Raw genomic sequence first — 24,932 nt, forward strand, 5'->3', positions numbered from 1 at the left:
GGTCATAGTTCATGCGCCCAAGGCGGATTGGCTCCGGCGCGGGAAACGGTGATGGCGGCAACTTCTGCACCTTTGGCCAGAGCCGACCGCAGTTCGTCTAGGTCCAAATTTCGCAAATTGGCCTTGGTCAATTGACCTGCGCGATCCAATTCAGCCAGAACGCCAGCGTTGAATGTGTCACCCGCGCCGACAGTATCGACGACCTCGACCGGTTTTACGGGGATCGAGGTTTCTGACCCGTTTGCCAGGTAGCCTGATGCCCCCTCGCTGCCGCGTGTGACGATCACAACAGCAGGTCCGGCCTGAAGAAGTAACGGAACTTTCTGTTCCAGAGGCTCAGGGCCGGGAATGATCCAGTCCAGATCTTCATCCGAAACCTTTATGATGTCGGACTGCGCGATCATATGGTTCAGCCGTGTGCGATACCGGGTCTGGTCTTTTATAAAATCGGGCCGGATGTTTGGGTCCAGCATTACAGCGCGGTCTGGTCCATGGCGGTCCAGTAAGGCAGCATAGGCGTCGGCGCAGGGTTCGCACGCCAGACTGATGCCACCGAAATACAGCGCTGACACCGCTGGCAGCTGTTTGGGTATGTCCTCAGGCGCCAGCATCCGACCTGCCGAGTTTTCGTCGATAAAACTGTAGGTTGCGTGCCCGTCCTTTAGCTGGACAAAGGCCAGCGTTGTCGGGCGGTCAGACCGGATCACATTGCTTGCATCGACATGACTGGCTTTAAGCGCGTCTGCCAGTTGTTGCCCGAACATGTCTGATGAGAGGCCAGTCAGCATACCTGCCGATGTATCAAGGCGGCCCAATGCGATGGCTGTATTGAAGATGGCACCGCCCGAATGGGGCACGAACCCTTGTGCCCCGGAAACGGTGGGCTCGGCGATCATGTCGATCAGTGCTTCACCGCAGCACAGTATCATGCCGTGGTCCTTTCTGTAACGGGATCAGGCGGCCAGTTTACCGCGCGAGCGCACTTTTGCAGAAATTGTTAGCGCCAACAATGCCAAATTCGCTCTGTTCCGACACATAAAGGTTCATGGAACGCCGCAGATCGCTGAATCGCCCACCGGCATTGAACGCATCCCGGAAGGCATCCTTAAACAGCCACCGGTTCTTTTCGGCCACGCCACCCACAAGAAAAACGCCACCTGTAGGCATGAAAGCTACAGCAAGATCGCCCATCAACGCCCCTAGATGGGTTGTGAACATATGCGCGGTCTTTACCGCAACCGGATCGGACTCTGCCAGAGCATCTGCAAGGATGTCTTTTGCGTTGCGCGTCGGTAAGTCGAGTTGACCTGCGGCCATGCAGGCTGCCTGATACAAGATCGGCAAGCCCGTTCCGCTCAGGAACATTTCGGCCTCCAGTACGAGGCTGTCATCAAAGAAACACTCTGGCGCGATCTGGCGCGCGGCTTTGAAGATTGCCACTTCATCCTCGTGGCGGGGTGCCAGGCCGACATGGCCACCTTCGCCGGATGCGGTATGGAAGCGCCCTTGGGAATACAACAACGCGCCTACGCCCAGACCCGTGCCGGGCCCAACCACCAGTCGGGTTCCAGTTGGGGGCGTTTCAGCCCCTTGTAGAACTTCGACATCATTGGCAGTGATTTCCGCGACCGACCATGCCGCAGCGGTGAAGTCATTGATAACAAACGTGTGCTGTGCGCCGGTCGCCTTGCCAATGTCGCGCTCGGACAAGTCCAGGTGAGCGTTTGTCAGCCGGATGGTGCCATCCTTGACCGGTCCTGCGCCAGCAGCGACGACGGCGCGAGGGTCGGTGCCGATTTCGTCGCGAAGGCTATGGAATGCCTCCAGCAGTTCAGGAAGCGTGCCGGTTGGGTGCTTGCGCAGATCGGTGAGCTTTCCATCCGAGATGACGCCCAAACGCGTGTTTGTCCCGCCGATATCCGCCACAAGGTTCCAATGCTCATGCATGGTGCCGGCAGGCTGCGCCATCGGTACGGAGACAGAGCCTCCGGCCAGTGCGGACTTTAGCGCGATGTATGAGGCTTTGGGCCTTCGTTCCAGGGTTTCAAAGTCTACGTCCACCAGACCAAACCGCTTTTCATAGCCGAACGACCACTCGTAGTTGTCCAGCAGAGACCAGATGAAGTAGCCCTTGACCGGAACACCTTGGTCCAGCGCGTCCTGAACCGCTGCTAGGTGTTGGTCGAGGTATTCGATACGGTCGTCATCCTGCCGACGCTCGGGGCTGGCCATGCCGTTTTCAGTGACGTAGATCGGCAGGTCTCCGGTATAGTCCTGCTTGGCGCGGGTCAGGAAGCGAGTCAGCGCGCTCGGCTCGATTTCCCATTCCATCTGGGTTTTGGGCAGCGGGCCGGGGACCTCTTTCAAGCTCGGCCACGCGGTGTCAGCGGGCGCAATCAGTTTGCGGGTATAGTAGTTCAGGCCGCACCAATCGACAGGCGCGCCGATGATATCGAAGTCGTCCTGCCAGCCGGAGGGCAGGTAAGACTCGAGCCCATCCAGCACATTTTGCGGATAGGATTTGTTGAAGACACCCCCAAGAAAGAACCGGTTGTAGATCCCATCATAAAGATCTGCGGCCTTGCGCGCGGCGGCGCTGTCATCAGCGGGTTCGGCCCATTCCAGATTGAACACTGCGCCCAAATTGGACATTCCCAGCCCGCGCATCGCCTCAATCGCACGACCATGCGCAAGCAGGACATGGTGCATGGCGCGAGCCGTGGCGCGGATATCGCGCATGCCGGGCGCGTGATGCCCGTCAAAATGGCTCAGCCAGCTGACGCACCAAGGTTCGTTGATTGGTGCGACGCTGAACATGCGGTCGCCGATCCGGCCCATGATGATCTCGGTGAAATCGGCAAACCAGTTTGCAATGTCGCGATTGCGCCAGCCGCCCAGATCGGCCAGCGGAGAAGGCAGTTCCCAATGATACAAGGTCGCGCAGGGGCGAATGCCACGTTCCAACAGCGCGTCGGCAAGCCGGTCATAATAATCCAGACCTTCTTGGTTTACGGGGCCGCGCCCTTCGGGCAGGACGCGTGCCCAACTGGTCGAGAACCGGTAACAGTCGAACCCCGCGTCGCGAACCAGATCGAAATCCTGCGGAAAACGGTTCAGGTGGTCGCAGGCCAGGTCCCCGTTCTCATTTCGAACGACGTTGCCAGGAGAGGCCGCAAAGCTATCCCAATGGGTTTGCCCTGCGCCGCCCTGTGCGTGCCCTTCAATCTGGTAAGCTGAGGTTGCGACGCCAAAGAGGAAATCTTTGGGGAAGTCCGAACGTGTGTGTTTCATTTTTCAGAGCCTGTTAGGTGCGGGGCCGGTCGAGCCGCCAACTACCAGCTCGGCCTCCAGCAATCTAGTTTTAACCGGGTCGTTCGGAGATTTGATCCGTTCGATCAGCATTTCAGCGGCCATTTCTCCGGCTTTTCGCACAGATGACCGCGTAGCTGTGAAAATGGGCACGTCCTGCCCGTTCTTGAGATAGGACAGGTCGTCATCATGGGCGATGACCGAGACGTCCTTACCCATCTTCAATCCCGCCTCGTTCAGCGCGCGACGCACACCAATGGCGGAAATCATGGATGAGGTCAGAATAGCGGTAGGTGGGTTATCAAGGCCAAGCATATCGCGCGTTTCATGGTGGCCGTATACCTCGGTCATCTCGGCGCTGCGCATCAGCTCCGGATCGGGGGATACGCCTGCCTCTCGCAACGCTTCGAGATACCCGTCCCGGCGGCGCTGTGCGAAATCCATATCCTCAAGTCCGTTGATCAGGGCGATGCGGCGATGCCCGAGGTCGATCAGAAATCGGGTGGCGCGTAGAAACGACCGTTTGTTGTTCACATCGATCCAGTCATAGGGCACGTCCAAACCGGTCGATCTGCCATGCACAATGAACGGCACGTTCATCCGGGTCAGAACTTCAATCCGATGTTCGTTGACCTTGGGACCTTGCAGCACGACGCCATCGACCGCACCGCGTTGGAACAGGCTGCGATAGGCATCTTCGATCGACGTGTCGTCGGCATTGGTGAACATCAGATCATAGCCGTGATCTGCATATTTGCGAGCGGCACCGGCAACAAAGTCACCAAAGATGGGGTTCACCATTTCATGTCGGGATGAGCTTGGAATCACATGCCCGATCACCATGGATCGACCTGTCGCCAGCCCTTTGGCGCGGCTATTGGGCCGGTAGCCATGTCTTTCTGCGGCAGCCTGAACCCGAACGCGCGTATCCTCGTTCACCTCGGGATAACCGTTCAGCGCGCGGCTGACCGTCGTTTGGGAAAGCCCAAGGATTTCTGACAGCTGTTTCAGGTTCATCGGTACTTCAAAGCGCCTTCAAATTCTGCCTGACTGGTGCGTTGCGCGCGGCTTAGACGGCGTAGCCCATACGACGTAGACTGCTTTTTGAATATTAAGTTTAAGGCAATTCGTAAACAGATTATTGACACAAATTGAATGTTAGCGGATAAAGCATGATATCCAAAGCGCTTTGAAAATGAGTCTTTTGAGCGCTTAGAAACGTTGGGAGGAATCTTCATGAAACACTCGCTTTACGCAGGCGCGGCCACGTTCGCCCTGATGGCGGGCGCGGCGCATGCCGACAAGGTCACAGTGTTTGGTCCCTGGCTTGGGCCGGATCAGGAAAATGTCGAAAAGGTTCTGGACGGCTTTGCGGCAGCAACCGGGCACGAGTACGCCTATGTCGGCTCGGATAGTTTTGAGCAACAGATCAGAATCGACGCCGAAGCTGGGTCCGCTCCGAACGTTGCGGTGTTTCCCCAGCCCGGACTGGCATCTGACATGGCCAAGTCTGGCTTCCTGACGCCTCTGGGCGACGGAACGGCGGACTGGATTCGCGACAACTATGCGGCGGGGCAGTCTTGGGTTGATCTTGGCACCTATGCGGGCCCAGACGGTCAAGACCACCTGTACGGCTTCTTCTATAAAGTTGATGTGAAATCCCTCGTCTGGTTTGTGCCAGAGAACTTCGAAGATGCTGGTTACGAAGTGCCGACCACTATGGAAGAGCTAAAGGCGCTTTCGGATCAGATCGTCGCTGATGGTGAGACGCCTTGGTGCATCGGTTTGGGTTCCGGTGGCGCGACCGGCTGGCCTGCGACCGATTGGGTCGAGGACATGATGCTGCGCACTCAGTCACCCGAGGATTACGATGCTTGGGTCGCCAATGAGCTAAAGTTCAACGATCCCAAGGTCGTCGGAGCAATTGAAGAATTCGGCGCGTTCGCGCGAAACGATGACTACGTTGCCGGTGGTGCCGGCGCGGTTGCAACCACGGACTTCCGCGACAGCCCAAAGGGCATGTTCAGCTCGCCTCCGCAGTGCTACATGCATCGCCAGGCGTCGTTCATTCCGGCCTTCTTCCCAGAAGGAACGGTTGTGGGTGAAGATGCAGACTTCTTCTACTTCCCGGCTTACGAAAGCAAGGATCTGGGTAGCCCGGTTCTGGGTGCAGGCACCTTGTGGGCCATTACAAATGACAGCCCGGGCGCACATGCTTTGATCGAGTATCTGCAAACACCCGAGGCGCATGAAACATGGATGCAACTGACCGGCTTCCTGACACCGCATAAGGGTGTCGATACCTCATTGTTCTCGGACCCGACGTTGAAGAAGATGAATGATATTCTTCTGGGGGCCACCACCTTCCGGTTCGACGGGTCTGACCTGATGCCGGGCGGCGTCGGTGCAGGCACCTTCTGGACTGGAATGGTCGACTATGCGGGCGGAACGTCCGCGCAAGAAGTCGCCGATGAAATCCAGTCCTCGTGGGATGCGCTGGACTAAAGGCGTCTGAGACTGGGCAACCCGCGCCGTCGGGTTGCCCGAACCTACCGTCGCAAGGGAGAGCGGCATGCATCCGGCATTTCAAGGCCTACTGACCATCGCAATCGGCGTGTCAGGTTGTGTGGGTTATTTCTACCTATCCAATCAGTTTCTGGACAAAGTTCTGTTCCCGCCCCGCGGGCCGAATGCCGGGCGCAATATCAATCGGGCCAACATAATCCGGCCATGGTTGTTCCTGTTTCCAGCGCTGGCCGCTTTGGGACTGTATCTGGCCTATCCCGTGGTCGAAACACTGCGCCTTTCGCTGACGGATCGGGTCCCGGGCGGTGGTTATGAGTGGGTTGGATTGGAAAACTACATCCAGATGGCAAACGAGCCCAAGTTCTGGGAAGCGATGCGCAACAACATGTTCTGGCTGATTATTGTGCCTGCAATGTCGACCGCGTTTGGTCTGCTGGTTGCGCAACTGACGGACCGTATTCGCTGGGGGAATGTTGCCAAGTCCTTGATCTTTATGCCCATGGCGATTTCGTTCGTCGGGGCTTCGGTTATCTGGAAACTGGTTTACGATACGCGTCCTGCAGAGCAGGATCAGATAGGTATGCTCAATGCGCTCTACCTGTTTTTTGGCGGTACCGAGCCGCAGACATGGCTGACAATCCCATTCTGGAACAGTTTCTTACTGATGGTTGTTCTGATCTGGATTCAGACCGGCTTTGCGATGGTCATCCTTTCTGCCGCACTGCGCGGTATCCCAGAGGAGACGATTGAGGCAGCCATTTTGGATGGTGCGAACCCGTTTCAGATCTTTTTCAAAATCAAGGTGCCGCAGATTAAGACGACGATCCTGGTCGTTTGGACCACGATCACCATCACTGTCCTCAAGGTCTTTGACATCGTCTTTGCCATGACAAACGGCCAATGGGAGACGCAGGTTCTGGCCAATTACATGTACGACAAGCTGTTTCGGGCGAACGACTGGGGCGTTGGCTCGGCCTCGGCCATGGTGATCATGCTGCTGGTTGCTCCGATCCTTGTCTGGAACGTGCGCAACGCGCGTAAAGAGATGGAGTAGGGCAATGAGCGATATTGCAGGAACCAAGCCCGCCCTTAGATGGGTCGTGCATGCCTCAGTCATTTTCCTGGTTGTTCTTTGGGTCGTCCCCACACTTGGGTTGCTGATCTCATCCTTCCGCACGGCGGACCAGATCGCGACCAGCGGTTGGTGGAGATCGTTGTTCCCGTCGGAACAAAACCTGACACTTCGAAGTGCCGCCCCCGAAACGCAGGTGCAGGAAAACGGTCTTTATGTGATCGAAGGCAATTTGTTCGAGGGTGAATCCGCGGCAAAAATCTCGAAATGGGGTGTCAGTTCGCGCGCGGTAGACGCTTTTGTGCCCGGCGAGACAGCCGAGTTGCGGCGCGGCGGTACGATCACCGTGGATGCCGACGGAAATTACCGCATGGAGAACCCCGAAGAGTTCACAGGAAGCCGGGGCGCGCGTGTCTTTGTCACCGCAGAATTGCCGCCTGAATTCACATTGGCTAACTACCATAAGGTTCTGTTGGCCGAGGAAAGCACCGACAGTATGGGCCGGGCGTTTTTCAACACGCTGACCGTGACAATTCCCGCGACGATCATCCCGATCCTCGTGGCGGCGTTTGCGGCCTATGCCCTGGCTTGGATGGATTTTCCCGGACGGGCACTGCTGATTGCTGCGGTGGTTGGCCTGCTTGTGGTGCCTCTGCAGCTTGCCTTGATACCATTGCTGAAATTCCATCTGAATATCGGCATCGGCAAAGGGTATCTGGGCGTCTGGTTGGCCCATACCGGGTTTGGGATGCCGCTCGCGATTTACTTGCTGCGCAACTACATGGCCGGCCTGCCGCGAGACTTGATTGAGAACGCGCGCGTCGATGGCGCGACCGAGTTCCAGATTTTCACCAAGCTGATCCTGCCGCTCAGCTTCCCGGCGCTGGCCTCGTTTGCGATCTTCCAGTTCTTGTGGACTTGGAACGATCTTCTGGTGGCCAAGGTCTTCCTGATCGACGCATCAGGCCAGACCACCGTCATGACCAACCGCATCGTCGAGCTTTTGGGCACGCGCGGCGGAAATTGGGAAATCCTCGCCACGGCTGCGTTCGTCTCGATCGCCGTACCGTTGGCTGTCTTCTTCGCAATGCAGAAATATCTGGTCCGTGGCCTGTTGGCCGGATCCGTTAAATAGAGGCGTCTGATGAACGTGCAGAACACCGTAGTACTCGAAAACGCAACCAAAGCATCCGCCGATTGGTGGCGGGGCGGCGTAATCTATCAAATCTACCCGCGCAGCTTTCAGGACAGTAATGGCGATGGGATCGGCGACCTGCGGGGTATCACCCAGCGCCTGGACTACATCGCGTCGCTGGGCGTTGATGCGATCTGGATATCGCCCTTCTTCAAATCCCCGATGAAGGATTTTGGTTATGACGTCAGCGATTACCGTGATGTCGACCCGATGTTCGGCACGATGGAGGATTTCAAAGAGCTTTTGGATCAGGCTCATGCGCGCGATCTGAAGATCATGATCGACCTTGTTTTGTCACATACGTCGGACCAACATCCGTGGTTCAAGGAAAGCCGGTCGAGCCGCGAAAACGACAAATCAGACTGGTACGTCTGGGCAGACCCCAAGCCCGATGGCACGCCGCCGAATAACTGGTTGTCCATCTTTGGGGGCTCTGCGTGGCAGTGGGATTCCCGGCGTCTGCAGTATTACCTGCACAATTTCCTGACCTCTCAGCCCGATTTGAACTTTCACTGCCGGGATGTTCAGGATGCGTTGCTGGACGTCGCGCGGTTCTGGTTGGATCTGGGCGTGGATGGGTTCCGTTTGGACACAATCAACTTCTATTTCCATGACGAACAGCTGCGCGACAATCCGGGTCTGCCGCTGGATCAGCGCAACGCTTCCATCGCGCCTATGGTGAACCCCTATAACCATCAGGATCACCTTTATTCCAAAAGCCAGCCCGAGAATATCGCGTTTCTCGAGCGTCTGCGCGCCCTGACTGACGAATACGAAGGCCGCGCCTGTCTGGGTGAGGTCGGTGACGCGCAGCGCGGGCTTGAGATCATGGGCGAATACACCAGCGGTGATAAACGCATGCACATGTGCTATGCGTTTGAGTTCCTGGAAAAGCGCGTATTGACAGCCGCTTATGCCAAACAAGTGTTTGACCAACTTGAGCAGAAGGCAGGCGATGCGTGGCCATGCTGGGCGTTTTCGAACCACGACGTACAGCGCCACGCCTCCCGGTGGGAGCTGAGCGATGCGGCGATCCGCCAGCACGCGGTTCTGATGATGTGCCTGCGTGGCTCGGCCTGCTTGTATCAGGGCGAAGAACTGGGCCTGCCTGAAGCCGATGTTGCGTTTGAGGACCTGCAAGATCCTTACGGCATCGAATTCTGGCCGGAATTCAAAGGCCGGGATGGTTGCCGTACTCCGATGGTCTGGGCGGCACAGGATGAACAATCCGGCTTTACGACCGGGGCCCCATGGCTGCCCGTCAGCCAAACACAGGCCGCAAGCGCAGTTGACCGGCTAGAGCATGAGCCGAACTCGATGCTGCACCACTATCGCCGCGCCATCGCGCTGCGCCACGCGAATTCTGCGCTGATGTCTGGACAGCAGATCGATATGTCACAATCGGGCCCGATCCTGACTTTCCTGCGTGAAGACAGCACCCAGCAGGTCTTTTGCGCGTTCAATCTGGGCTCAAAAAGCGCAGAAATCACTCTGCCCGACGGCAATTGGAAGCATATCGGGGAGGAATTGGGCGGTGTCGCCGGGGCCGGAACAGCGACCCTCGACCCCGCCCAGTTCTGCCTGATGATGCGCGAGAAGGAGTAAGCCATGTCTGAACTCAACCTCACGGATGTGGCCAAAACCTACGGCAGCGTCGACGTCCTGAAGAATATCAATCTGGATATCGAACGTGGCGAACTGATTGTTTTTGTTGGGCCTTCGGGCTGTGGTAAATCCACGTTGCTGCGGATGATTGCGGGTCTTGAAAAGATCTCGGGCGGAACGCTTGAGATCGAGGGTCAGGTGATGAACGATGTGCCGCCCGCACAGCGAGGCATCGCCATGGTGTTCCAAAGCTATGCTTTGTACCCGCACATGACCGTGCGCGAGAACATGGCCTTTGCCCTGAAAATCGCCAAGATGCCATCCGCCGAGGTTGACGCCGCAGTCGAACGGGCTGCGCGCATTCTTCAGCTTGAACCGTTTTTGGATCGCTTGCCCAAGGCCCTGTCCGGCGGTCAACGTCAGCGTGTTGCGATTGGCCGGGCCATTGTGCGGGATCCCAAAGTCTATTTGTTCGACGAACCGCTTTCGAATCTGGATGCAGCGCTGCGTGTCGCCACGCGGATCGAAATCGCCCGCCTGAAAGAGGCGATGCCGGATAGCACGATGATTTACGTAACCCACGACCAGGTCGAGGCGATGACCTTGGCCAGCCGGATTGTTGTGCTGGCCAACAAGGGGGTTGCGCAGGTTGGCACTCCGCTTGAGCTGTATGAAACACCTGACAATGAGTTTGTGGCCCAGTTCATTGGCTCACCCGCAATGAACTTGTTGCCGGGTGTCATTACCAAGACGGGCGAGCGTACTGTGGTGCAGCTGGATGGCGGTGGAACAGCAGTGTCCAGCATTCCGACAGACTCCTCCGACGAAGGAAAAAAGGTCAACATTGGTGTCCGTCCCGAGGACTTTCTCCCAGTGGATAGCGATCCGATTTTGCAGGGACTTGTGGACTTTACCGAAGCCTTGGGTGAGGTGACGCTGCTGTATTTTGCAGCCAATGAGGGCGAAGACCCCACCATCGCAAAACTGCCCGGGGTGCAGCGGAATATGCGCGGTCAAACCGTCGCCGTTTCGGCGGAACCCGACAAGGTTCATCTGTTCCACGACGGGATTTCCATGCGCAAGTGACGTGCTTGAGAGCAAACTCATAGAAATTGTCGAATCAAAGTCCTGCTGCGCATTTCCACAGCAGGACTTTTCGATTTGCGGTCAGTGTATTCGTTTTTTCTTTTAAGGGATTGTTTTTTAATCAGTTACCCAAAATTGGGATCAAATTAGGGATCGCGAAAAAAGGCGACCGAAACGCATTAGGTTGAGACACAAGTCGCTTCTGTATAGCCCCGCTTTCTTCTGTCTTCGATTCTGATTGCTCTTTTGCCTGGACCGCGCAGGCAACCGGTTCGACCTTAGAATTAGTGACAAGTGGTGCGATTGGCTTCAGGAATGACCGTTCGACCGGCAAGTAAACCCCGAATTACCGGGACTGCTGTAAAGCCATGAATGCCAAGGGCAGGTGGGCGCCAGATTGCTTGCGAACAAACAAGCCCGGGAATCTGGACTTACTAAAAATGGAAACTGTCACTTTTGGCCTGACAACGTCCTCGCAAAGTTCTAGCGTGACATCCATAACAACAAACAACACAGTCCAATAACGGGAGATCCTACTATGGCTGAACGGAAAAACCTTTCCAGACGCTCGGTCCTGAAAGGCGCGGGTGCGGCTGCTTTGGCGGCACCTCTGTATAGCAAAAGCGCGCTGGCATCGTCGGGGGAAATCAACATTCTGATGTGGTCGGACTATCTGCCGCCCACATTCCTGCAAGAGTTTGAAACTCTGACCGGAATCAAGGTGAATTACACCGGCATCGGGTCGAATGAAGAAATCATCAACAAGATGAAGGCGACCAAGGGTCAGGGCTTTGACATTGTCTCGCCCACGAACAACCGTTCGCTGCAGTGGGAGCCGCTGGAGCTGCTGCAGCCCTTCGATATGAACAAGGTCCCGATTGATCTGGTGAACCCGGCAATGGCGCAAATCGGCACCGATGCATGGAACTTTGGTGACAGCGGCGTGCACTGGCTGCCACATATCTGGGGTACCGAAGGTATCGCCTATCGCACCGACCTTTGGCTGCCTGAAGGTGATGCGCCATCTTATGGCGACGTCTGGTCGGAAGAGAACGCTGGCAAGACAATGGGTCGTGCGCATTCCATGATGCTGGGCGCTGGTCTCTACATGGAGCGGGCGGGCGAGATGGAGCCGGGCTCTGTTTGGGCCGCGTATGGTGACGAAGAAACCATGCGTAAGGTTTGGGGTCAGATCACCGACTGGTGCATCGCGCGGAAAGACCGGATCAAGCTGATCTGGAACGACGCTGACACCCAGAAAAACGGCCTGCTGAACGAAGGCGTTGTGGTCGGTCAGACCTGGGACGGCCCGCCGCTGGCCCTGAAATCCGCTGGCGAGCCGGTGCATTATCAAGCTCCGGTCGAAGGTGCTATGGCCTGGGTCGACGGCATCGCGATGCCAACCGGCGCTGCCAACATCGATCAGATCTATGCCTTCATCGACTTCGCCTATCAGGCGAAACCGGCTGGTGTGGCGATCGACAGCCACGGCTATAACTCGCCGGTTCTGGGCGCCGACCAGTATTCAGGCGACACCTACAAAAAGAACTTTGCCGAGGCCTATCCGGGCGACTCGCTCGCGAACCTCAACCCGTGGCCTGCTGAGGCTCCGTGGTACGCCGAAACTCGGACCGAGTTCGTCAACAAGTTCAAAAGCGCCTGATCGCTATGATAATCTGCCCTCCGCCTTTGTGCGGAGGGCAATGAAACCGCACGCTCATTCGGCGTGACGGACCCTATTTCGGTGCGACGGGGACACGCACCAGACGGAGATACCAAAAATGAGTGCAGGGGTCGGTGTAGATCTTGAAAACCTGTGGATCCGTTTCGGAGACTTTGTGGCCGTACGGGACGCCAATGTGAACATCAACGGGGGCGATTTCTTTTCGTTCCTTGGGCCCTCGGGCTGCGGCAAGACGACGATCCTGCGCGCGGTGTCGGGTTTCCTGGACCCAAGCGAGGGCAGAGTTCTGATCGGCGGCAACGACATGCGCGGTATCGGACCGAACAAACGCCCGACTGCCCTGATCTTTCAGAACCTCGCCCTGTTCCCCCTGATGAAAGTCTGGGAAAACATCACGTTCTCGATGGAAATTAAAGGTGCCAGCGCATCCCAGCGTCGCAAACGCGCTGATGAGCTTTTGGATATGATTGCCCTGCCGGGGCAGGGGGACAAGCTGCCCAGCGAGCTGTCGGGTGGTCAGCGTCAGCGGGTTGCAATTGCGCGTGCGCTTTGTGCCGAACCAGATGTGCTGTTGCTGGACGAACCGCTGTCGGCGCTTGACTTGAAGCTGCGCCAGCACATGCGCACCGAACTGCGCGAGATTCAGCAGCGCGTCGGGATCACCTTCATCTACATTACCCACGACCAGGGTGAAGCGCTGACCATGTCGGACAACATCGCCGTGATGCGGGCCGGTGTGATTGACCAGATTGCGGACGGCAAGACCATCTACAACGATCCCAACACTGCCTTTGCGGCCTCTTTCGTTGGGGAAAACAACGTCTTCCGCGGCAAGATTAAACAAGTCATGGGTAATGAGGCGATGATTGCCACCAACCGTTCCGGCGATCTGGTAGCGCGGATTTCGACGGCGAACCAAGGCAAGCTGCAAGAGGGGGATGACGCAATGTTGTTCATTCGCCCCGAAGCATTCTCAATTGCCGCGGATGGTGCCACGGGCGACCATTTCGTCACTGCACGGGTGACCCACGAAGAGTTCGAAGGCAACGTCTATAACATCTTCACCGAAGGCGAGGGCGGCAAAGAGATCAAGGTCTCGCTACCCAACCTCGGCCAGTCTTTTGAGGATCACACAGGTCAGAACATCACGCTGGAATATGAGACCCGCAACGCGGTGCTGGTTCCGGCGGGTGAACTGGCGGCAGAGTGAGGGGTTAGAACCGATGCCCCGATTTCTGAAAGACTTTTTCAATCGCAACGGTTTTGGCATGGGATTGGCGATCCTCGGCCTTGTCCTGTTCTGGACCGTCGGCCTGATCATCCTGCCGCAGCTGTCGATGCTGGACTTCTCTTTCCGTCCGAACCTGCCACCGCCAGAGATTGGCGGCCCCAAGGACGTCTATACGCTGGAGAACTACAAGTACCTGATCTACGGCCCGGAAGGCGGCAGCCAAGCCTATAACGCGGTCGATCTGAGGGTCTTTTTCCGCACCCTTCTGGCAGCGGTCTGTGTGACGATTTTCAACCTGATTCTGTGCTATCCGATTGCCTATTACCTCGGCCAGTCCAAGGGCAGCCACATTCGCATCTTCGCGATTATGCTGATCATTCCTTATTGGATTAACGAGATCCTGCGCGCCTTTGCCCTGCGCATCATCTTTGGCGAGACGGGTGTGCTGAACACGCTGTTCGTTGGTCTGGGGATTTGGGACACGCCGTTTGACTTCATCCGCAATGACATCGCGCTCTATGCAGGTCTCGGCTATGCCTACATCCTGTTGATGATTTTCCCGATGTACAACGTGATCGAAAGCCTGGATGGCAACCAGATCGAAGCCGCGCGCGACCTTGGTGCGCCGTGGTGGCGGATTCACTGGCGGGTGGTCATTCCCTATGCCAAACCGGGCATCAGCTCGGGCTGTACGATGGTGTTCATGCTAAGCGCCGGTGCGCTGGCTGCGCCGCAGATTTTGGGCGGGCCGTCCAGCTTGTGGTTCACGCAGCTGATCTATCAGCAGTTCAACGACAACAATGACTGGCCGCAGGGTGCCGCTTACGCCATCGTGCTTTTGGTGACCTGTATCCTGTTCGTGCTGGCGATGATGCGCCTGTTCAAAGTGAACATGGGGGATATCGGGAAATGAATAATTCCTTCCTCCGTGTAAGCATCTGGGTCTATCTGGTCATCTTCTTCCTGTACCTGCTGGGCCCGCTGGTGATCATGTCGGTCACGGCATTCAACTCTTCGGCTTTCCCGAGAATGACGCCATGGGAATGCCTGACCTTTCAGTGGTTCGGCGAGCTGTTTCAAGACCAGCGTATCCTGAACGGCATCAAGAACTCGCTGATCATCGGGGCCGGGACGGTTGTTCTGTCGGTGGCAATGGGGCTGGCCGGGGCGCTGATGCTGACGCAGATCTGGCCCAAGTTGCGGGCGACCTACTATACGATCATCATCGCGCCGATCCTGATCCCGGGCGTTGTTCTGGGTATCTCGACGCTGGTGTTCTGGGACCGGATCAACCGGATGTTAGGGCTAGGCGCAGATAGCGTTTTGTCGAACGGGATCTTCCTGACGGTGATCGGCCAATCCACCTTTATCGCCAGCTACTGCATGCTGGTTCTGGTGGCCCGGCTTCAGCGCTATGACGTGGCCCTGACCGAAGCAGCGCTGGACCTTGGTGCCACGCATGCGCAGGCCTTCCGCAAAATCCTGTTGCCCTTCATGCGCCCGGCGATTGCCTCGGCGGCGGTGTTGGCGTTCCTCGCTTCGTTCGAGAACTACAACACTACCACTTTCACCTTCGGCGAATACCCGACGCTGACAATCGAATTGGCTCAAAAAGTTCGCTACGGGATCACCCCCGCAATCTCGGCTTTGGCGTTCATCATCGTGGCGCTGACCGTGTTCTTTGCCCTTCTGAACGAGGCCAAGTTGAAGCGCCAGGAACTGGTGGCTGCTGCACGAAAAAAAGCGACCGTTGAGGAACTGGCAGGCAAGATCAAGCTACCCAGCTTCTTTGCCGGGAACATGGCGGCAGTTCTGCTGGTTGTGTTCGCCGTGGCCACGATTACCGTTGTTGGTACCGCAACCGCCTATAACCCGGGCCAGTGCATCGCCAACGTCAAAGAGCAGAAACGCCTGGAAGCCGAACAGCGCATTCAAGAGCTGCGCAAGCAGCGCGAAGAGCAGCGCAAAAAGCGTGAGGCTGAAGAGGCCCAACAAGGTGGAGCTCAGCAATCTGCGCCGAAGCCGTCGAATAACAGCGGTTTTGGTAACGTGTTTGCGCCGAATACTCTGGGTGGTGACACCGAAGAAGAAAGCTCCGAGCCCGAAACTCCGCCGTCCAACAATGGCGGGTTCGGTGGGGCTTTTGACCCCAACAGCCTGCAAACCGATCAGTAGGCTGGAGGGATTACATAAGGGCCACGCCCGAAGAGGTTACCCCTCTTCGGGCGTTTCTTTTTTCAGAACAACGACGCCGCAGGCATCCACAACCTGACCATTCCAGGCGACCGGCTGGGCGTTGTAGTTGATCAGGAACTCATGGGTCGCGGTTTCTCGGCGGCGCAAGCCATTGGGCAACGGACGCAGTCGCACACCGGTTTCGCGCCCGGCCATATCAATCACCCGGTCCCACAATTGTTCGTCGGGGAATCCGGCCAGATACCAGAGACCGTTCTCACCCAGCAGCGCAGGGTTGCCGTCTGCAAAACGTATCAGACACGGAGACGTCCCAGAGATACGGTCGACCCAATGCTGCGCGGCGCCGCCGCCCTCAACATTGCGGTGCACGCTGGGTGGAAGGGACTCCACCAGTTCGACGTCACAATCCATTCCATTCAGACCGGGGCGTGCTTGCTGGATCTGGAAGTCATGCGTGATCGCCCCGCTGCGGGGCCCGACGATCGCCAGATCGCAGCCTTGGGTCAGGTCTCGTTGCAGATCACCGCCCATTGTGGCCAGCCCAGGCGCGAGAATGATTTTGTAACCAGCTTTCGGAATGTCAGTCGGAGATACAAAGTCCACGGACAAACCCGCTCGCCTCAAGGCGCGATAGGCCGAGAAAACCAATCGGAAATAGTCGAACCCGGCCCCTTGCGGCTGTGTCGCCCAAGCCCAGTCCGATGCATAGTCGAACAGGATGGCAACGTCGGCTTGTTTCTGCACCACGTCACCAAGCCCAGACAACAAGTCCGCGGTTTGTTTCGCCTCGGTTAATGCGGGGGCGGGGCTGTTGTTGGGGGTTAGTAGACCGGCGTGCATTTGCTCTTGCGCGAACGGCGCCTGCCGCCAGCGGAAGTAGCTGACAACCTCTGCCCCATGCGCCACGGCCTCAAGGGACCACAGGCGCACCATGCCGGGTAGGGGGGCGGGATTGTAAGGTGCCCAGTTCACCGGACCGGGTTGTTGCTCCATCACCCACCAACGTCCTCGGCCCACTGCTCGGTAGAGGTCGTGGTGAAAGGCCTGCATGTCTGGGTCGCCCTGCTGCAGAAAGGCAGTCTTGTGCGCCTCGTCCGCTTCAAGCCGGTCGGACAGGAAGCCGATGGGATAGCTGTCCCATGTTGCGATATCCAGATCCTCACCGACCTTGAAATGGTCGAAATCCAGTACGCGTCCCATGTAGTTGTGCAGCAGCGGCGCGTCCGTCAGTTCGCGCAGCACATCGACCTGAGCCTTGTTATACGCCACAACCTGATCCGAGCTGAACCGTCGAAAAGCGAGCACATGGGCCGGGTTGGGTTCAGTAACCGTCAGGTTGGGTAAATCGATTTGATCGAAGTCCCCATACTCCATCGACCAAAAGATGTTTCCCCATGCTTCGTTCAGCGCTTGAATGCTGCCATACTGTTCCCTGAGCCACAGTTGAAAAGCCTGCAAAGCAACAGGGCTGTAGCTAACCGTCGTATCGTGGCAGCCGTATTCATTGTCGATCTGCCACGCCGCAACGTGAGCGTTGCGGCCATAGCGCTCGCCCATGATCTGGGCGATGCGAACCGACTCTTGAACATAGCCCTGATGACTGAAGCAGTAGTGCCTGCGTGATCCGAATTTCCGGGGGTTACCCTGTTCGTCCACCGCCAACATATCGGGGTGCTTCTCGAGCATCCAACGTGGAGGTGTCGCCGTCGGCGTGCCCAGCACGACCTTGAGGCCAGCAGCGCCGAGCGTTTCAATTGCGCGATCCAGCCAGTCAAAATGCAGAACGCCGGGTGTCGGTTCCATGCGGCTCCAGGCGAATTCCCCGATCCGAACCCAGGTTAGCCCGGTTTCGACCATACGGGCCGCGTCTTCGGCCCACATGTCTTCGGGCCAGTGTTCCGGGTAATAGCAAACGCCAAGTTCTGGTTTCATAAAACGACTCTGTGTTCTGGTTGGCCTTTGCCCACATCGCGGGCGGCAAAAGTCATGCCGTTGGTCGGTTGTGTTTCAATGGTCGCTGCATCCAACCCTTCGCGGGCCGTGGTGCAGAACAGGGTTGTCAGGTTGCTGCCACCAAAGGCTGGACAGGAGGCTTGCGCAGCCTCAAACGTGACCGCTTTCAGGAACTGCCCTTGCGGATCATAAGCCGCCACCCTGTTGGCCCCCCACTGGGCGATCCAGATGTTGCCCTCGGCATCCACCACAGCGCCGTCGGGGTTGAGGTTGTCGTCGCGCAGGTCCAGAAAAACCGCGCTTTCGCCCTCGGGCCAGCCGGTTTCGGGGTCCAAAGACCAACGCATGACCAGCTTGGTCACCGTGTCCGTAAAAAACGCACAAGAGCGGTCGGGTGCAAAGCAGATCGCGTTCGATATTGTGACATTCGGTACAAGCCGGCGCAGTTCACCTTGCCAATACCGATAGATCGCGCCTGCACCCGGCTCGGCATTCTTGCCCATCGTTCCGATCCAAAAGCCGCCCCAGGAATCGGCGCGCCCATCGTTGGAGCGGGTCACCGGATTGTCCGCCTCAAGCGGGGCAATCAGGTTTTTTTCACCACTTGCCAGATCGAACCGCCAAAGGGCAGTTTCCGAGGCCATCAGCAATGTGTCCCGATCTACCCAACCCGCTGCAGACACATGTTCAGAAAACTGCCAGCTTTGTTGTTCACCTGATGACTGGGTCAAAAGCTGCTTGTTGACAATGTCGAACCAGAACAATTGTTGCCGCTCGGGATGCCACAAGGGACCTTCTCCGAGTTCACAGGGCCGGTCGTCAAACACAAAGCTCATCCAGCAGCCTCATCATAGGCTGCAACGATCTGCCTGGCCCGGTCCCCGATTTCATCAACGGACATGCCCGGTTTAAACAAGGCAGATCCGATGCCAAACCCGTCAGCCCCGGCCTTGATCCATTCTCCAAAATTCTCGGGGCCCGCACCACCCACAGCGTATACCAGCGCGCCCTTGGGCAAGACCGGGCGCAATGCGGCAAGCCCGGATGGTCCGGCCATGACGCCGGGGAAAAGCTTCAAGCCTGTGGCACCCGCCGTGAGCGCGGCAAACGCTTCGGTCGGGGTGTAAATCCCAGGCCAGCTTTCCATTCCTAATGCGACGGTTCGGGCTATGACCTCAACATCGCAGTTGGGCGACACGATCAGCTTGCCGCCAACACTGTGCACGGCCTCAACCTGGTCTGCCGTCAATACAGTTCCAGCACCGATCAGCGCTTGATCGCCGCAGGTCTTGGCCAAAGCCTCGATGCTGATCAGTGGGTCAGGAGAGTTCAGGGGCACCTCGATCTTGTCGATGCCAGTTGCGATCAGGGCCTGGCCCACATCAACGGCGTCTGACGGGTCAAGGCCACGCAGAATTGCAATGATTGGGCGGCTCATACGGTTTGCCTCGTAAGTTTGCGGGCCTGAGACAAGCCAGCGAGTGTACATTGAGTGGCATTGACGGTGTCAACGAGAGCACCCTGCAATTGCAGAGCACCCGCATAGATTTGGGAAATCTCTTCAGCGCCGATAATTGCGAGTTGTTGCCCCAGCCAATAGGGGCGAGTCGCGGCGAGCTCGGCCCCGATCAGCATGCCCGACAGCTTTGCCCGCGCTGTGCCTTTGTCCTGATCGTGCAGCAAATCGGCGGCTCGCAAACCAAACAGCCGGGCGGCCAGTTGCTCGGGTTTCGACAGCGCATCAGCAACCGCATCAGCAAAAGCGTCCGCATCCCACCCGTCCGAGACCGAGTGCTTTAGAACGGACTGGTCACTGAGCAGTTCGAACATCTCACCGGTCATGAAGGTGCGAAAGCTGACGACCTCTCCGGCGCTGATCTGAACCCACTTCGAATGGGTTCCGGGCAGGCAAATCACGCCGTCCCAATTTGACCGACCGGCCAGAAAACCCGCGATCTGTGTTTCTTCGCCGCGCATGACATCCGGCGGTGTGTTTTGCTTTATGCCGGGCACAACAAATGCTCGGATCCTGGGATCGGTGCCGGGTACCCGGATTGGTGCATCCGGCAGAGGGGCCGACGGAACGGCCGCATAGGGTGCCTCGACCCATCCTTGCCGCGCGCCGACCATGCCGCAGGCGATGACATCAACAGGTTCAGCGCCAAGCCAACCCCCGACCAAGTCCAACAACGCCGGCTCGAAGGCCTCTTTCCTGAGACGCGCCATACCGCGATCAGACTGTGCCTGGTCCAAAACAGTTTCACCCCGCATGGCCCAGACCCGCAGATGAGATGTCCCCCAGTCAACAGCTATCCATTCTGTAGTCATGGTCTTATCCCGTTACTACGACGCCGCCATCCACCGCCATACACTGGCCGGTCATCGCGCGGCTGGCTTCCGAGGCAAGGAAAAGGGTGGGTGCGATCATGTCTTCGGGCGTCAGGTGTTCTTTCAGGCACTGGCGGTCAAGGTGTGCGGCCAAATCCTCGGGCGTGGCCCACATATCCAGTTGTTTTTGCGTCAGAACCCAGCCTGGGGCCAATGCATTCACCCGGATGTTTTGCGGTCCCAACTCGCGCGCCAGCGAGCGTGTCATGCCGGTGATGCCCGCGTTTGAGGTGGTGTAAATCGGATAACCCGCATTGCCCATCATATAGCTGATCGAGCTGAAATTGACGATTGAACCGCCCTTGTTGGCCATCTGGCGGGCGGCTTCCTGACAGGCAAAATAGTAGGCCTTTAGGTTTACCTCGATCATCCAATCCCAGAATTCCGGAGTGGTTTCTTCCAGCGAATGGCGTTTGTCATTGGCTGCGTTGTTGATCAGAACACTCAGCGGACCATGGGCCTCGGAAGCCTTTTGCATGGTTGCGTGAAGCAGCTCGGTATCTGTCATGTCGCCCTGCATGAACAGAGGGGCGCGGCCATGTTTGTCGCGCATTTCCTCGACGAAACCGCTGGCGTCAGACCGGCCGATAAAGGCGACGTTCGCGCCTTGGGCCAGGAACCCATCGGTCAATGCGGCCCCAACACCCGAGCCTCCGCCGGTGATATAGACCGATGCGCCGTTCAGGTCGTGAAATGTGGCTGGTTGATCCATCAGTGGCTCTCTCTGGTCACAAGGCGGGTGTCTTTGCCGACAAGGAAATCAAGGTCTGCGCCCTGATCAGCTTGCAGCACGTGGTCGATATAGAGTTTCGCGTAGCCGCGCGTGTAGTGTGGCGCATCCGGCTGCCACGCGGCGCGGCGGGCGTCCAGTTCGTGTGCATCAACCAGCAATTCCAGCTCTCCGTTGCTGGCCGAAACGCGGATGCGGTCGCCGGTCTTGACCAGCGCCAGCGGACCTCCGGCTTGCGCTTCGGGGCTGACATGCAGGATGACGGTGCCAAAGGCGGTGCCAGACATGCGGGCGTCTGAGATGCGGATCATGTCGCGCACGCCTTCCTTCACAAGCTTGGCCGGGATCGGCATATTGCCAACCTCGGGCATGCCCGGATAGCCCTTCGGCCCGCAGCCCTTGAGGACCAGAATGGTCTCGGGCGTGACTGGCAGATCGTCCCGGTCGATATTGGCCTTGAGGTCTTCGATGCTTTCGAAAACGTATGCCTCGGCTTCGGTTTCCAACAGTTCATCCGTTGCTGCCGAAGGTTTCACGATTGCGCCATTCGGGGCGAGGTTGCCACGCAGCACCCGAAGACCCGCGGCGGGTTTTACCGGGTCGTCAAAGGGGCGGATGACGTCAGTGTTGAAATACTCAGCGCCCTCATAATGGGCCGAGATGTCCTTGTTCAAAACGGTCTTTGCCGGACGCAGGAATGGTTTGAGTTCGCTGAGAACAACTGGCACGCCGCCTGCGTAGCAAAAATCCTCCATCAGGTATTTGCCCGAGGGCATACAGTTGACCAGCAGAGGGATATCCGACCCGATTTCAAAGTCTTTCAGCGTCAGATCAACGCCAACACGGCCCGCAAGCGCCAACAGGTGCACCACCGCGTTGGTCGAACCCCCAACAGCTGCATTGGCCAGAATGGCGTTTTCGAACGCTTCCTTGGTCAGAATGTCCGAGGGTTTCAGGTCTTCATCCACCATCTCGACAATCCGCTTGCCGGTCAGATGCGCAAGCGCCATGCGGCGAGCATCGACCGCTGGAAGGGCTGCATTGGTGGGCAGGCTCATGCCCATCGCCTCGACCAAAGACGCCATGGTTGAGGCCGTTCCCATGGTCATGCAGACACCAGCGCTGCGTGACATGCCGGACTCGGCATTCATAAAGTCTTTCAGCGTCATTTCTCCGGCGCGGACGGCTTCGGAGAACTTCCAGACATCCGTCCCCGATCCAATATCCTTACCGCGGTATTTTCCGTTCAGCATCGGGCCAGAGCTGACCACAATCGACGGCAGATCAACCGACGCCGCACCCATCAATTGCCCGGGCGTGGTCTTGTCACAGCCGCCGAGCAGGACCACACCATCGATGCCATAGGCCCGGATCGATTCTTCGACATCCATCGCCAGTAGGTTGCGAAACAGCATGGCTGTCGGTTTCATCTGGGTCTCGCCCAGCGACATGACGGGGAATTCGACAGGGAAGCCACCAGCCTCCCACACGCCGCGTTTGACACCTTCGGCCAGATCACGCAGGCCAGAGTTACAGGGCGTCAATTCCGACCATGTGTTGCAGATGCCGATGATCGGACGACCGTCGAAGGCGTGATCGGGAAAACCCTGGTTTTTCATCCACGATCGATGAATGAACCCATCCTTGTCCAGTTTTCCATACCAATGCTGTGAGCGGCGTTTTGTCATTTCTGGCGTTTCTTTTTTGGCTGCGGTTGCATTTGAGTATTTATGAAAAGATGAAGATCAGGCGGCGCGGGCCGGGCGGCACCAGTTCGGCAACCAATCGGCATGCGCCACCAGCAAATCGTCAACCATCCTGCGAATCTGGCGCAGGTCCAGTTCGGCAGCGGTATGCGGATCCATCATGGCGGCGTGATAGATGTGTTCGGGGTTCTGCTCAACCAACGCGCGGACCGTCAGTTCCTGAACGTTGATCTGTGTCCGCATCAGGGCGATCAGTTGAGGCGGAATGTCCGTGACGACCGAGGGCTGCACGCCGTTTGTATCTACAAGGCACGGGGTTTCGACCGCTGCACCAAGCGGAAGTTGCGGGATCTGTCCAGTGTTCGGCAAGTTCCCGTACGCCACGTATGGGGTGTCGGTGATGATCGCATTCATCAAGTCGGCCGCGAATTCGTGGCTACGGGTCACGTCTATGTCGCGCCCGTCCGTCAGGGTCTTTGCCTGTTCCTTCCAACTGGCGATCTGTTCCTCGCAGCGGGTTGGGTATTCATCCAGAGGGATGCTGAACTGCTCGATCAGGTCTTGTCGGCCATCTTTGATGAACCACGGGACGTATTCCGCCAGGTGTTCCGAGCTTTCGGTGCAGAAGTAGCCCAGGTGCTCCATCACTTCGTAGCGCACCTTGTTCGCGCAGCGGGGCATCAAAAGAGGCGGTTTGGGCAACTGACCGCTAGCATATCCCTGCCGCAGGGCAGGGTAGAGGTCGCGGCCCTCGTGATCCAGCCGAAGGAAAAACGCGACGTGGTTCACGCCTGCCACCTTGTACCGGATGTCCTGCTTTGGCAGGTCCAGATCGTGGGCCAGTTCCTCAACCGTGTTCTGTACGGAATGGCACAGGCCAACATGTTTCAACGCGGGAAAACGTTCCGCCAATGCCCAGGTGTTTATCGCCATTGGGTTGACATATTGCAGAAGCGTCGCGTTCGGACAGAGCTGCATCATGTCCTGCGCCACCTCCCAAAGCACCGGGACGGTGCGAAGACCACGCATGATGCCGCCAATGCCCAGCGTGTCCGCGATGGTCTGGCGCAACCCGTACTGTTTTGGGATTTCAAAATCCGTCACGGTACAGGGTTTGTAACCGCCGATTTGAAAGGCGGTAATCACGAAATCCGCACCTTCCAGCGCGGCGCGACGATCGGTATGGGTCGACACCGTGGCTCCGGTCCCGACGGATCGGATCATCGCTTTGGCAACCGCCTCGCTTTCAGCAAGGCGTTGCGTGTTGATGTCCACCAACGCAAAATGACTGTCGGCCAGCGCCGGTGTCAGAAGGGCATCGCCCACGATATTCTGCATGAAAATCGTGGAACCGGCCCCGATAAAGGTGATCTTGGTCATGTGGCAAACCTTTGGTTTGACGTTATTTGACGGCACCGAGGGTCAGACCCGCGATGAAGTGTTTCTGCATTAGGAAAAACATGGCCACCGGCGGCAGGGCCGCAACGATAGAACCGGCACTCATCAACTGATAAGCCGCTCGGAACTGAGCGTTAAAACTGGTGATACCTGCCGTAACAGGCTGGCTTTCGGCCCCCTGGGTCAGGACCACGGCCCAGAAATAATCGTTCCAGATAAAGGTAAAGATCAGCACGCTGAGTGCCGCAATCGCAGGCTTCATCAGCGGCAGGACGACGTACCAGAAGATACGCCATTCGCTGATGCCTTCGACCCGTGCGGCCTCGATCAATTCAAAGGGCAGGGCGCGGATAAAGTTGCGCATGAACAAGGTGCAAAAGCCGGTCTGGAACGCGATATGGAACAGGACGAGGCCGGTTTTGGTATTGTACAGACCAAGTTCCAAAGTCAGGTCACGGACGGGTACCATCAGGATCTGGAAAGGCACGAAATTTCCCGCGACGAACATGAAAAAGATCCAGAGGTTTGATTTGAACTTATAGATGCCCAGTGCGAACCCGGTCATGCAACTCAGCGCCACCGCGCCGATCACTGTTGGAACGGTGATCATGAACGAATTCAGCAAATAGCGCGGCATGTCAGAGTTGAAGAACACCTGCCCATAGTTGTAGGCACCCTCAAAACTGGACGGCAGGCCCCAGTAGTTCGCATTGGTAAAATCCGCAGCCGGTTTGACCGAGAACAGAGCGACCGCAAGCAGGGGGCCAAGCCACAGCAGCAAGGCCAGTGGCAACATAGCCTGATAAGTGATCTGTGCTGATCGCGGTTGTTTTTCGATGGGTTTGGGAAACAT

General features: G+C 57.5%; 20 protein-coding genes and 1 pseudogene. 9 read left to right on the forward strand and 12 right to left on the reverse strand.

What is annotated here, in order from left to right:
- Window positions 1-2: 2 nt before the first annotated feature.
- The 4 genes and pseudogenes from J7416_RS13425 to J7416_RS13435 all read right to left on the reverse strand — a co-directional run bounded on the left by J7416_RS13425 (window position 3) and on the right by J7416_RS13435 (window position 4,326).
- Window positions 3-929 carry a carbohydrate kinase gene (locus J7416_RS13425; RefSeq protein WP_209225362.1) on the reverse strand — a complete coding sequence of 309 codons (927 nt, stop codon included), beginning with the start codon at window positions 927-929 and terminating at the stop codon, window positions 3-5.
- A gap of 37 nt (window positions 930-966) precedes the next feature.
- The gene (locus J7416_RS22650) at window positions 967-1,968 is read right to left on the reverse strand and encodes an ROK family protein (RefSeq protein WP_348540277.1); all 1,002 of its coding nucleotides are present in this window, start codon (window positions 1,966-1,968) and stop codon (window positions 967-969) included.
- Between the two features lie 24 nt (window positions 1,969-1,992).
- A pseudogene (locus J7416_RS22655) lies at window positions 1,993-3,291 on the reverse strand (GH1 family beta-glucosidase); the annotation flags it as partial.
- Window positions 3,292-3,294: 3 nt separating this feature from the next.
- Window positions 3,295-4,326, reverse strand: coding sequence for a substrate-binding domain-containing protein (locus J7416_RS13435; RefSeq protein WP_209225366.1), 1,032 nt, complete (start codon window positions 4,324-4,326; stop codon window positions 3,295-3,297).
- A 219-nt stretch (window positions 4,327-4,545) separates the two neighbouring features.
- On the opposite strand from J7416_RS13435, the gene J7416_RS13440 reads away from it, so the two are divergent.
- The 9 genes from J7416_RS13440 (at window position 4,546) to J7416_RS13480 (ending at window position 15,883) form a co-directional block, all read left to right on the forward strand.
- Window positions 4,546-5,814 (forward strand): ABC transporter substrate-binding protein, encoded by a 1,269-nt coding sequence (locus tag J7416_RS13440; RefSeq protein ID WP_209225368.1) that lies wholly within the window; start codon window positions 4,546-4,548, stop codon window positions 5,812-5,814.
- Between the two features lie 67 nt (window positions 5,815-5,881).
- Complete coding sequence (locus J7416_RS13445; protein WP_209225370.1) at window positions 5,882-6,889, forward strand: sugar ABC transporter permease; 1,008 nt, start codon at window positions 5,882-5,884, stop codon at window positions 6,887-6,889.
- A gap of 4 nt (window positions 6,890-6,893) precedes the next feature.
- Window positions 6,894-8,042, forward strand: a complete 1,149-nt coding sequence (locus tag J7416_RS13450; RefSeq protein WP_209225372.1) for a carbohydrate ABC transporter permease — start codon at window positions 6,894-6,896, stop codon at window positions 8,040-8,042.
- A 9-nt stretch (window positions 8,043-8,051) separates the two neighbouring features.
- Window positions 8,052-9,707, forward strand: coding sequence for an alpha-glucosidase (locus J7416_RS13455; protein ID WP_209225374.1), 1,656 nt, complete (start codon window positions 8,052-8,054; stop codon window positions 9,705-9,707).
- A 3-nt stretch (window positions 9,708-9,710) separates the two neighbouring features.
- On the forward strand, window positions 9,711-10,793 hold the full coding sequence (gene ugpC, locus J7416_RS13460) for a sn-glycerol-3-phosphate ABC transporter ATP-binding protein UgpC (RefSeq protein WP_209225376.1): 1,083 nt from the start codon (window positions 9,711-9,713) through the stop codon (window positions 10,791-10,793).
- Window positions 10,794-11,331: 538 nt separating this feature from the next.
- A complete protein-coding gene (locus tag J7416_RS13465; protein ID WP_209225378.1) occupies window positions 11,332-12,456 on the forward strand; it encodes an extracellular solute-binding protein in 1,125 nt (374 codons plus the stop codon).
- Window positions 12,457-12,574: 118 nt separating this feature from the next.
- Window positions 12,575-13,687, forward strand: a complete 1,113-nt coding sequence (locus tag J7416_RS13470; protein ID WP_209225380.1) for an ABC transporter ATP-binding protein — start codon at window positions 12,575-12,577, stop codon at window positions 13,685-13,687.
- Window positions 13,688-13,700: 13 nt separating this feature from the next.
- Window positions 13,701-14,621 (forward strand): ABC transporter permease, encoded by a 921-nt coding sequence (locus tag J7416_RS13475; RefSeq protein WP_209225382.1) that lies wholly within the window; start codon window positions 13,701-13,703, stop codon window positions 14,619-14,621.
- Window positions 14,618-15,883, forward strand: coding sequence for an ABC transporter permease (locus J7416_RS13480; protein WP_209225384.1), 1,266 nt, complete (start codon window positions 14,618-14,620; stop codon window positions 15,881-15,883). The genes J7416_RS13475 and J7416_RS13480 overlap by 4 nt, the downstream gene beginning before the upstream one ends.
- Before the next feature lie 36 nt (window positions 15,884-15,919).
- Here J7416_RS13480 and J7416_RS13485 read toward each other — a convergent pair whose 3' ends face one another.
- The 8 genes from J7416_RS13485 to J7416_RS13520 are packed head-to-tail and all read right to left on the reverse strand — an operon-like array spanning window position 15,920 to window position 24,932.
- Window positions 15,920-17,836, reverse strand: coding sequence for a beta-galactosidase (locus J7416_RS13485; protein WP_209225386.1), 1,917 nt, complete (start codon window positions 17,834-17,836; stop codon window positions 15,920-15,922).
- Window positions 17,833-18,693 carry an SMP-30/gluconolactonase/LRE family protein gene (locus J7416_RS13490; RefSeq protein WP_209225388.1) on the reverse strand — a complete coding sequence of 287 codons (861 nt, stop codon included), beginning with the start codon at window positions 18,691-18,693 and terminating at the stop codon, window positions 17,833-17,835. Before J7416_RS13490 ends, J7416_RS13485 begins: the two co-directional genes overlap by 4 nt.
- On the reverse strand, window positions 18,690-19,295 hold the full coding sequence (locus tag J7416_RS13495; protein ID WP_209225389.1) for a 2-dehydro-3-deoxy-6-phosphogalactonate aldolase: 606 nt from the start codon (window positions 19,293-19,295) through the stop codon (window positions 18,690-18,692). The genes J7416_RS13490 and J7416_RS13495 overlap by 4 nt, the downstream gene beginning before the upstream one ends.
- Complete coding sequence (locus J7416_RS13500) at window positions 19,292-20,185, reverse strand: 2-dehydro-3-deoxygalactonokinase (protein ID WP_209225391.1); 894 nt, start codon at window positions 20,183-20,185, stop codon at window positions 19,292-19,294. The genes J7416_RS13495 and J7416_RS13500 overlap by 4 nt, the downstream gene beginning before the upstream one ends.
- A 4-nt stretch (window positions 20,186-20,189) precedes the next feature.
- On the reverse strand, window positions 20,190-20,957 hold the full coding sequence (locus tag J7416_RS13505) for an SDR family oxidoreductase (RefSeq protein WP_209225393.1): 768 nt from the start codon (window positions 20,955-20,957) through the stop codon (window positions 20,190-20,192).
- Window positions 20,957-22,663, reverse strand: coding sequence for an IlvD/Edd family dehydratase (locus J7416_RS13510; RefSeq protein ID WP_209225395.1), 1,707 nt, complete (start codon window positions 22,661-22,663; stop codon window positions 20,957-20,959). Before J7416_RS13510 ends, J7416_RS13505 begins: the two co-directional genes overlap by 1 nt.
- A 57-nt stretch (window positions 22,664-22,720) precedes the next feature.
- Entirely contained in the window at window positions 22,721-24,061 is a 1,341-nt protein-coding gene (locus tag J7416_RS13515) for an alpha-glucosidase/alpha-galactosidase (RefSeq protein ID WP_209225397.1), read from the reverse strand.
- A 22-nt stretch (window positions 24,062-24,083) separates the two neighbouring features.
- A complete protein-coding gene (locus J7416_RS13520; RefSeq protein WP_209225399.1) occupies window positions 24,084-24,932 on the reverse strand; it encodes a carbohydrate ABC transporter permease in 849 nt (282 codons plus the stop codon).

The sequence above is a fragment of the Ruegeria sp. R14_0 genome (assembly GCF_017743975.1).
In the GTDB taxonomy this organism is placed as follows: Bacteria; Pseudomonadota; Alphaproteobacteria; order Rhodobacterales; family Rhodobacteraceae; genus Ruegeria.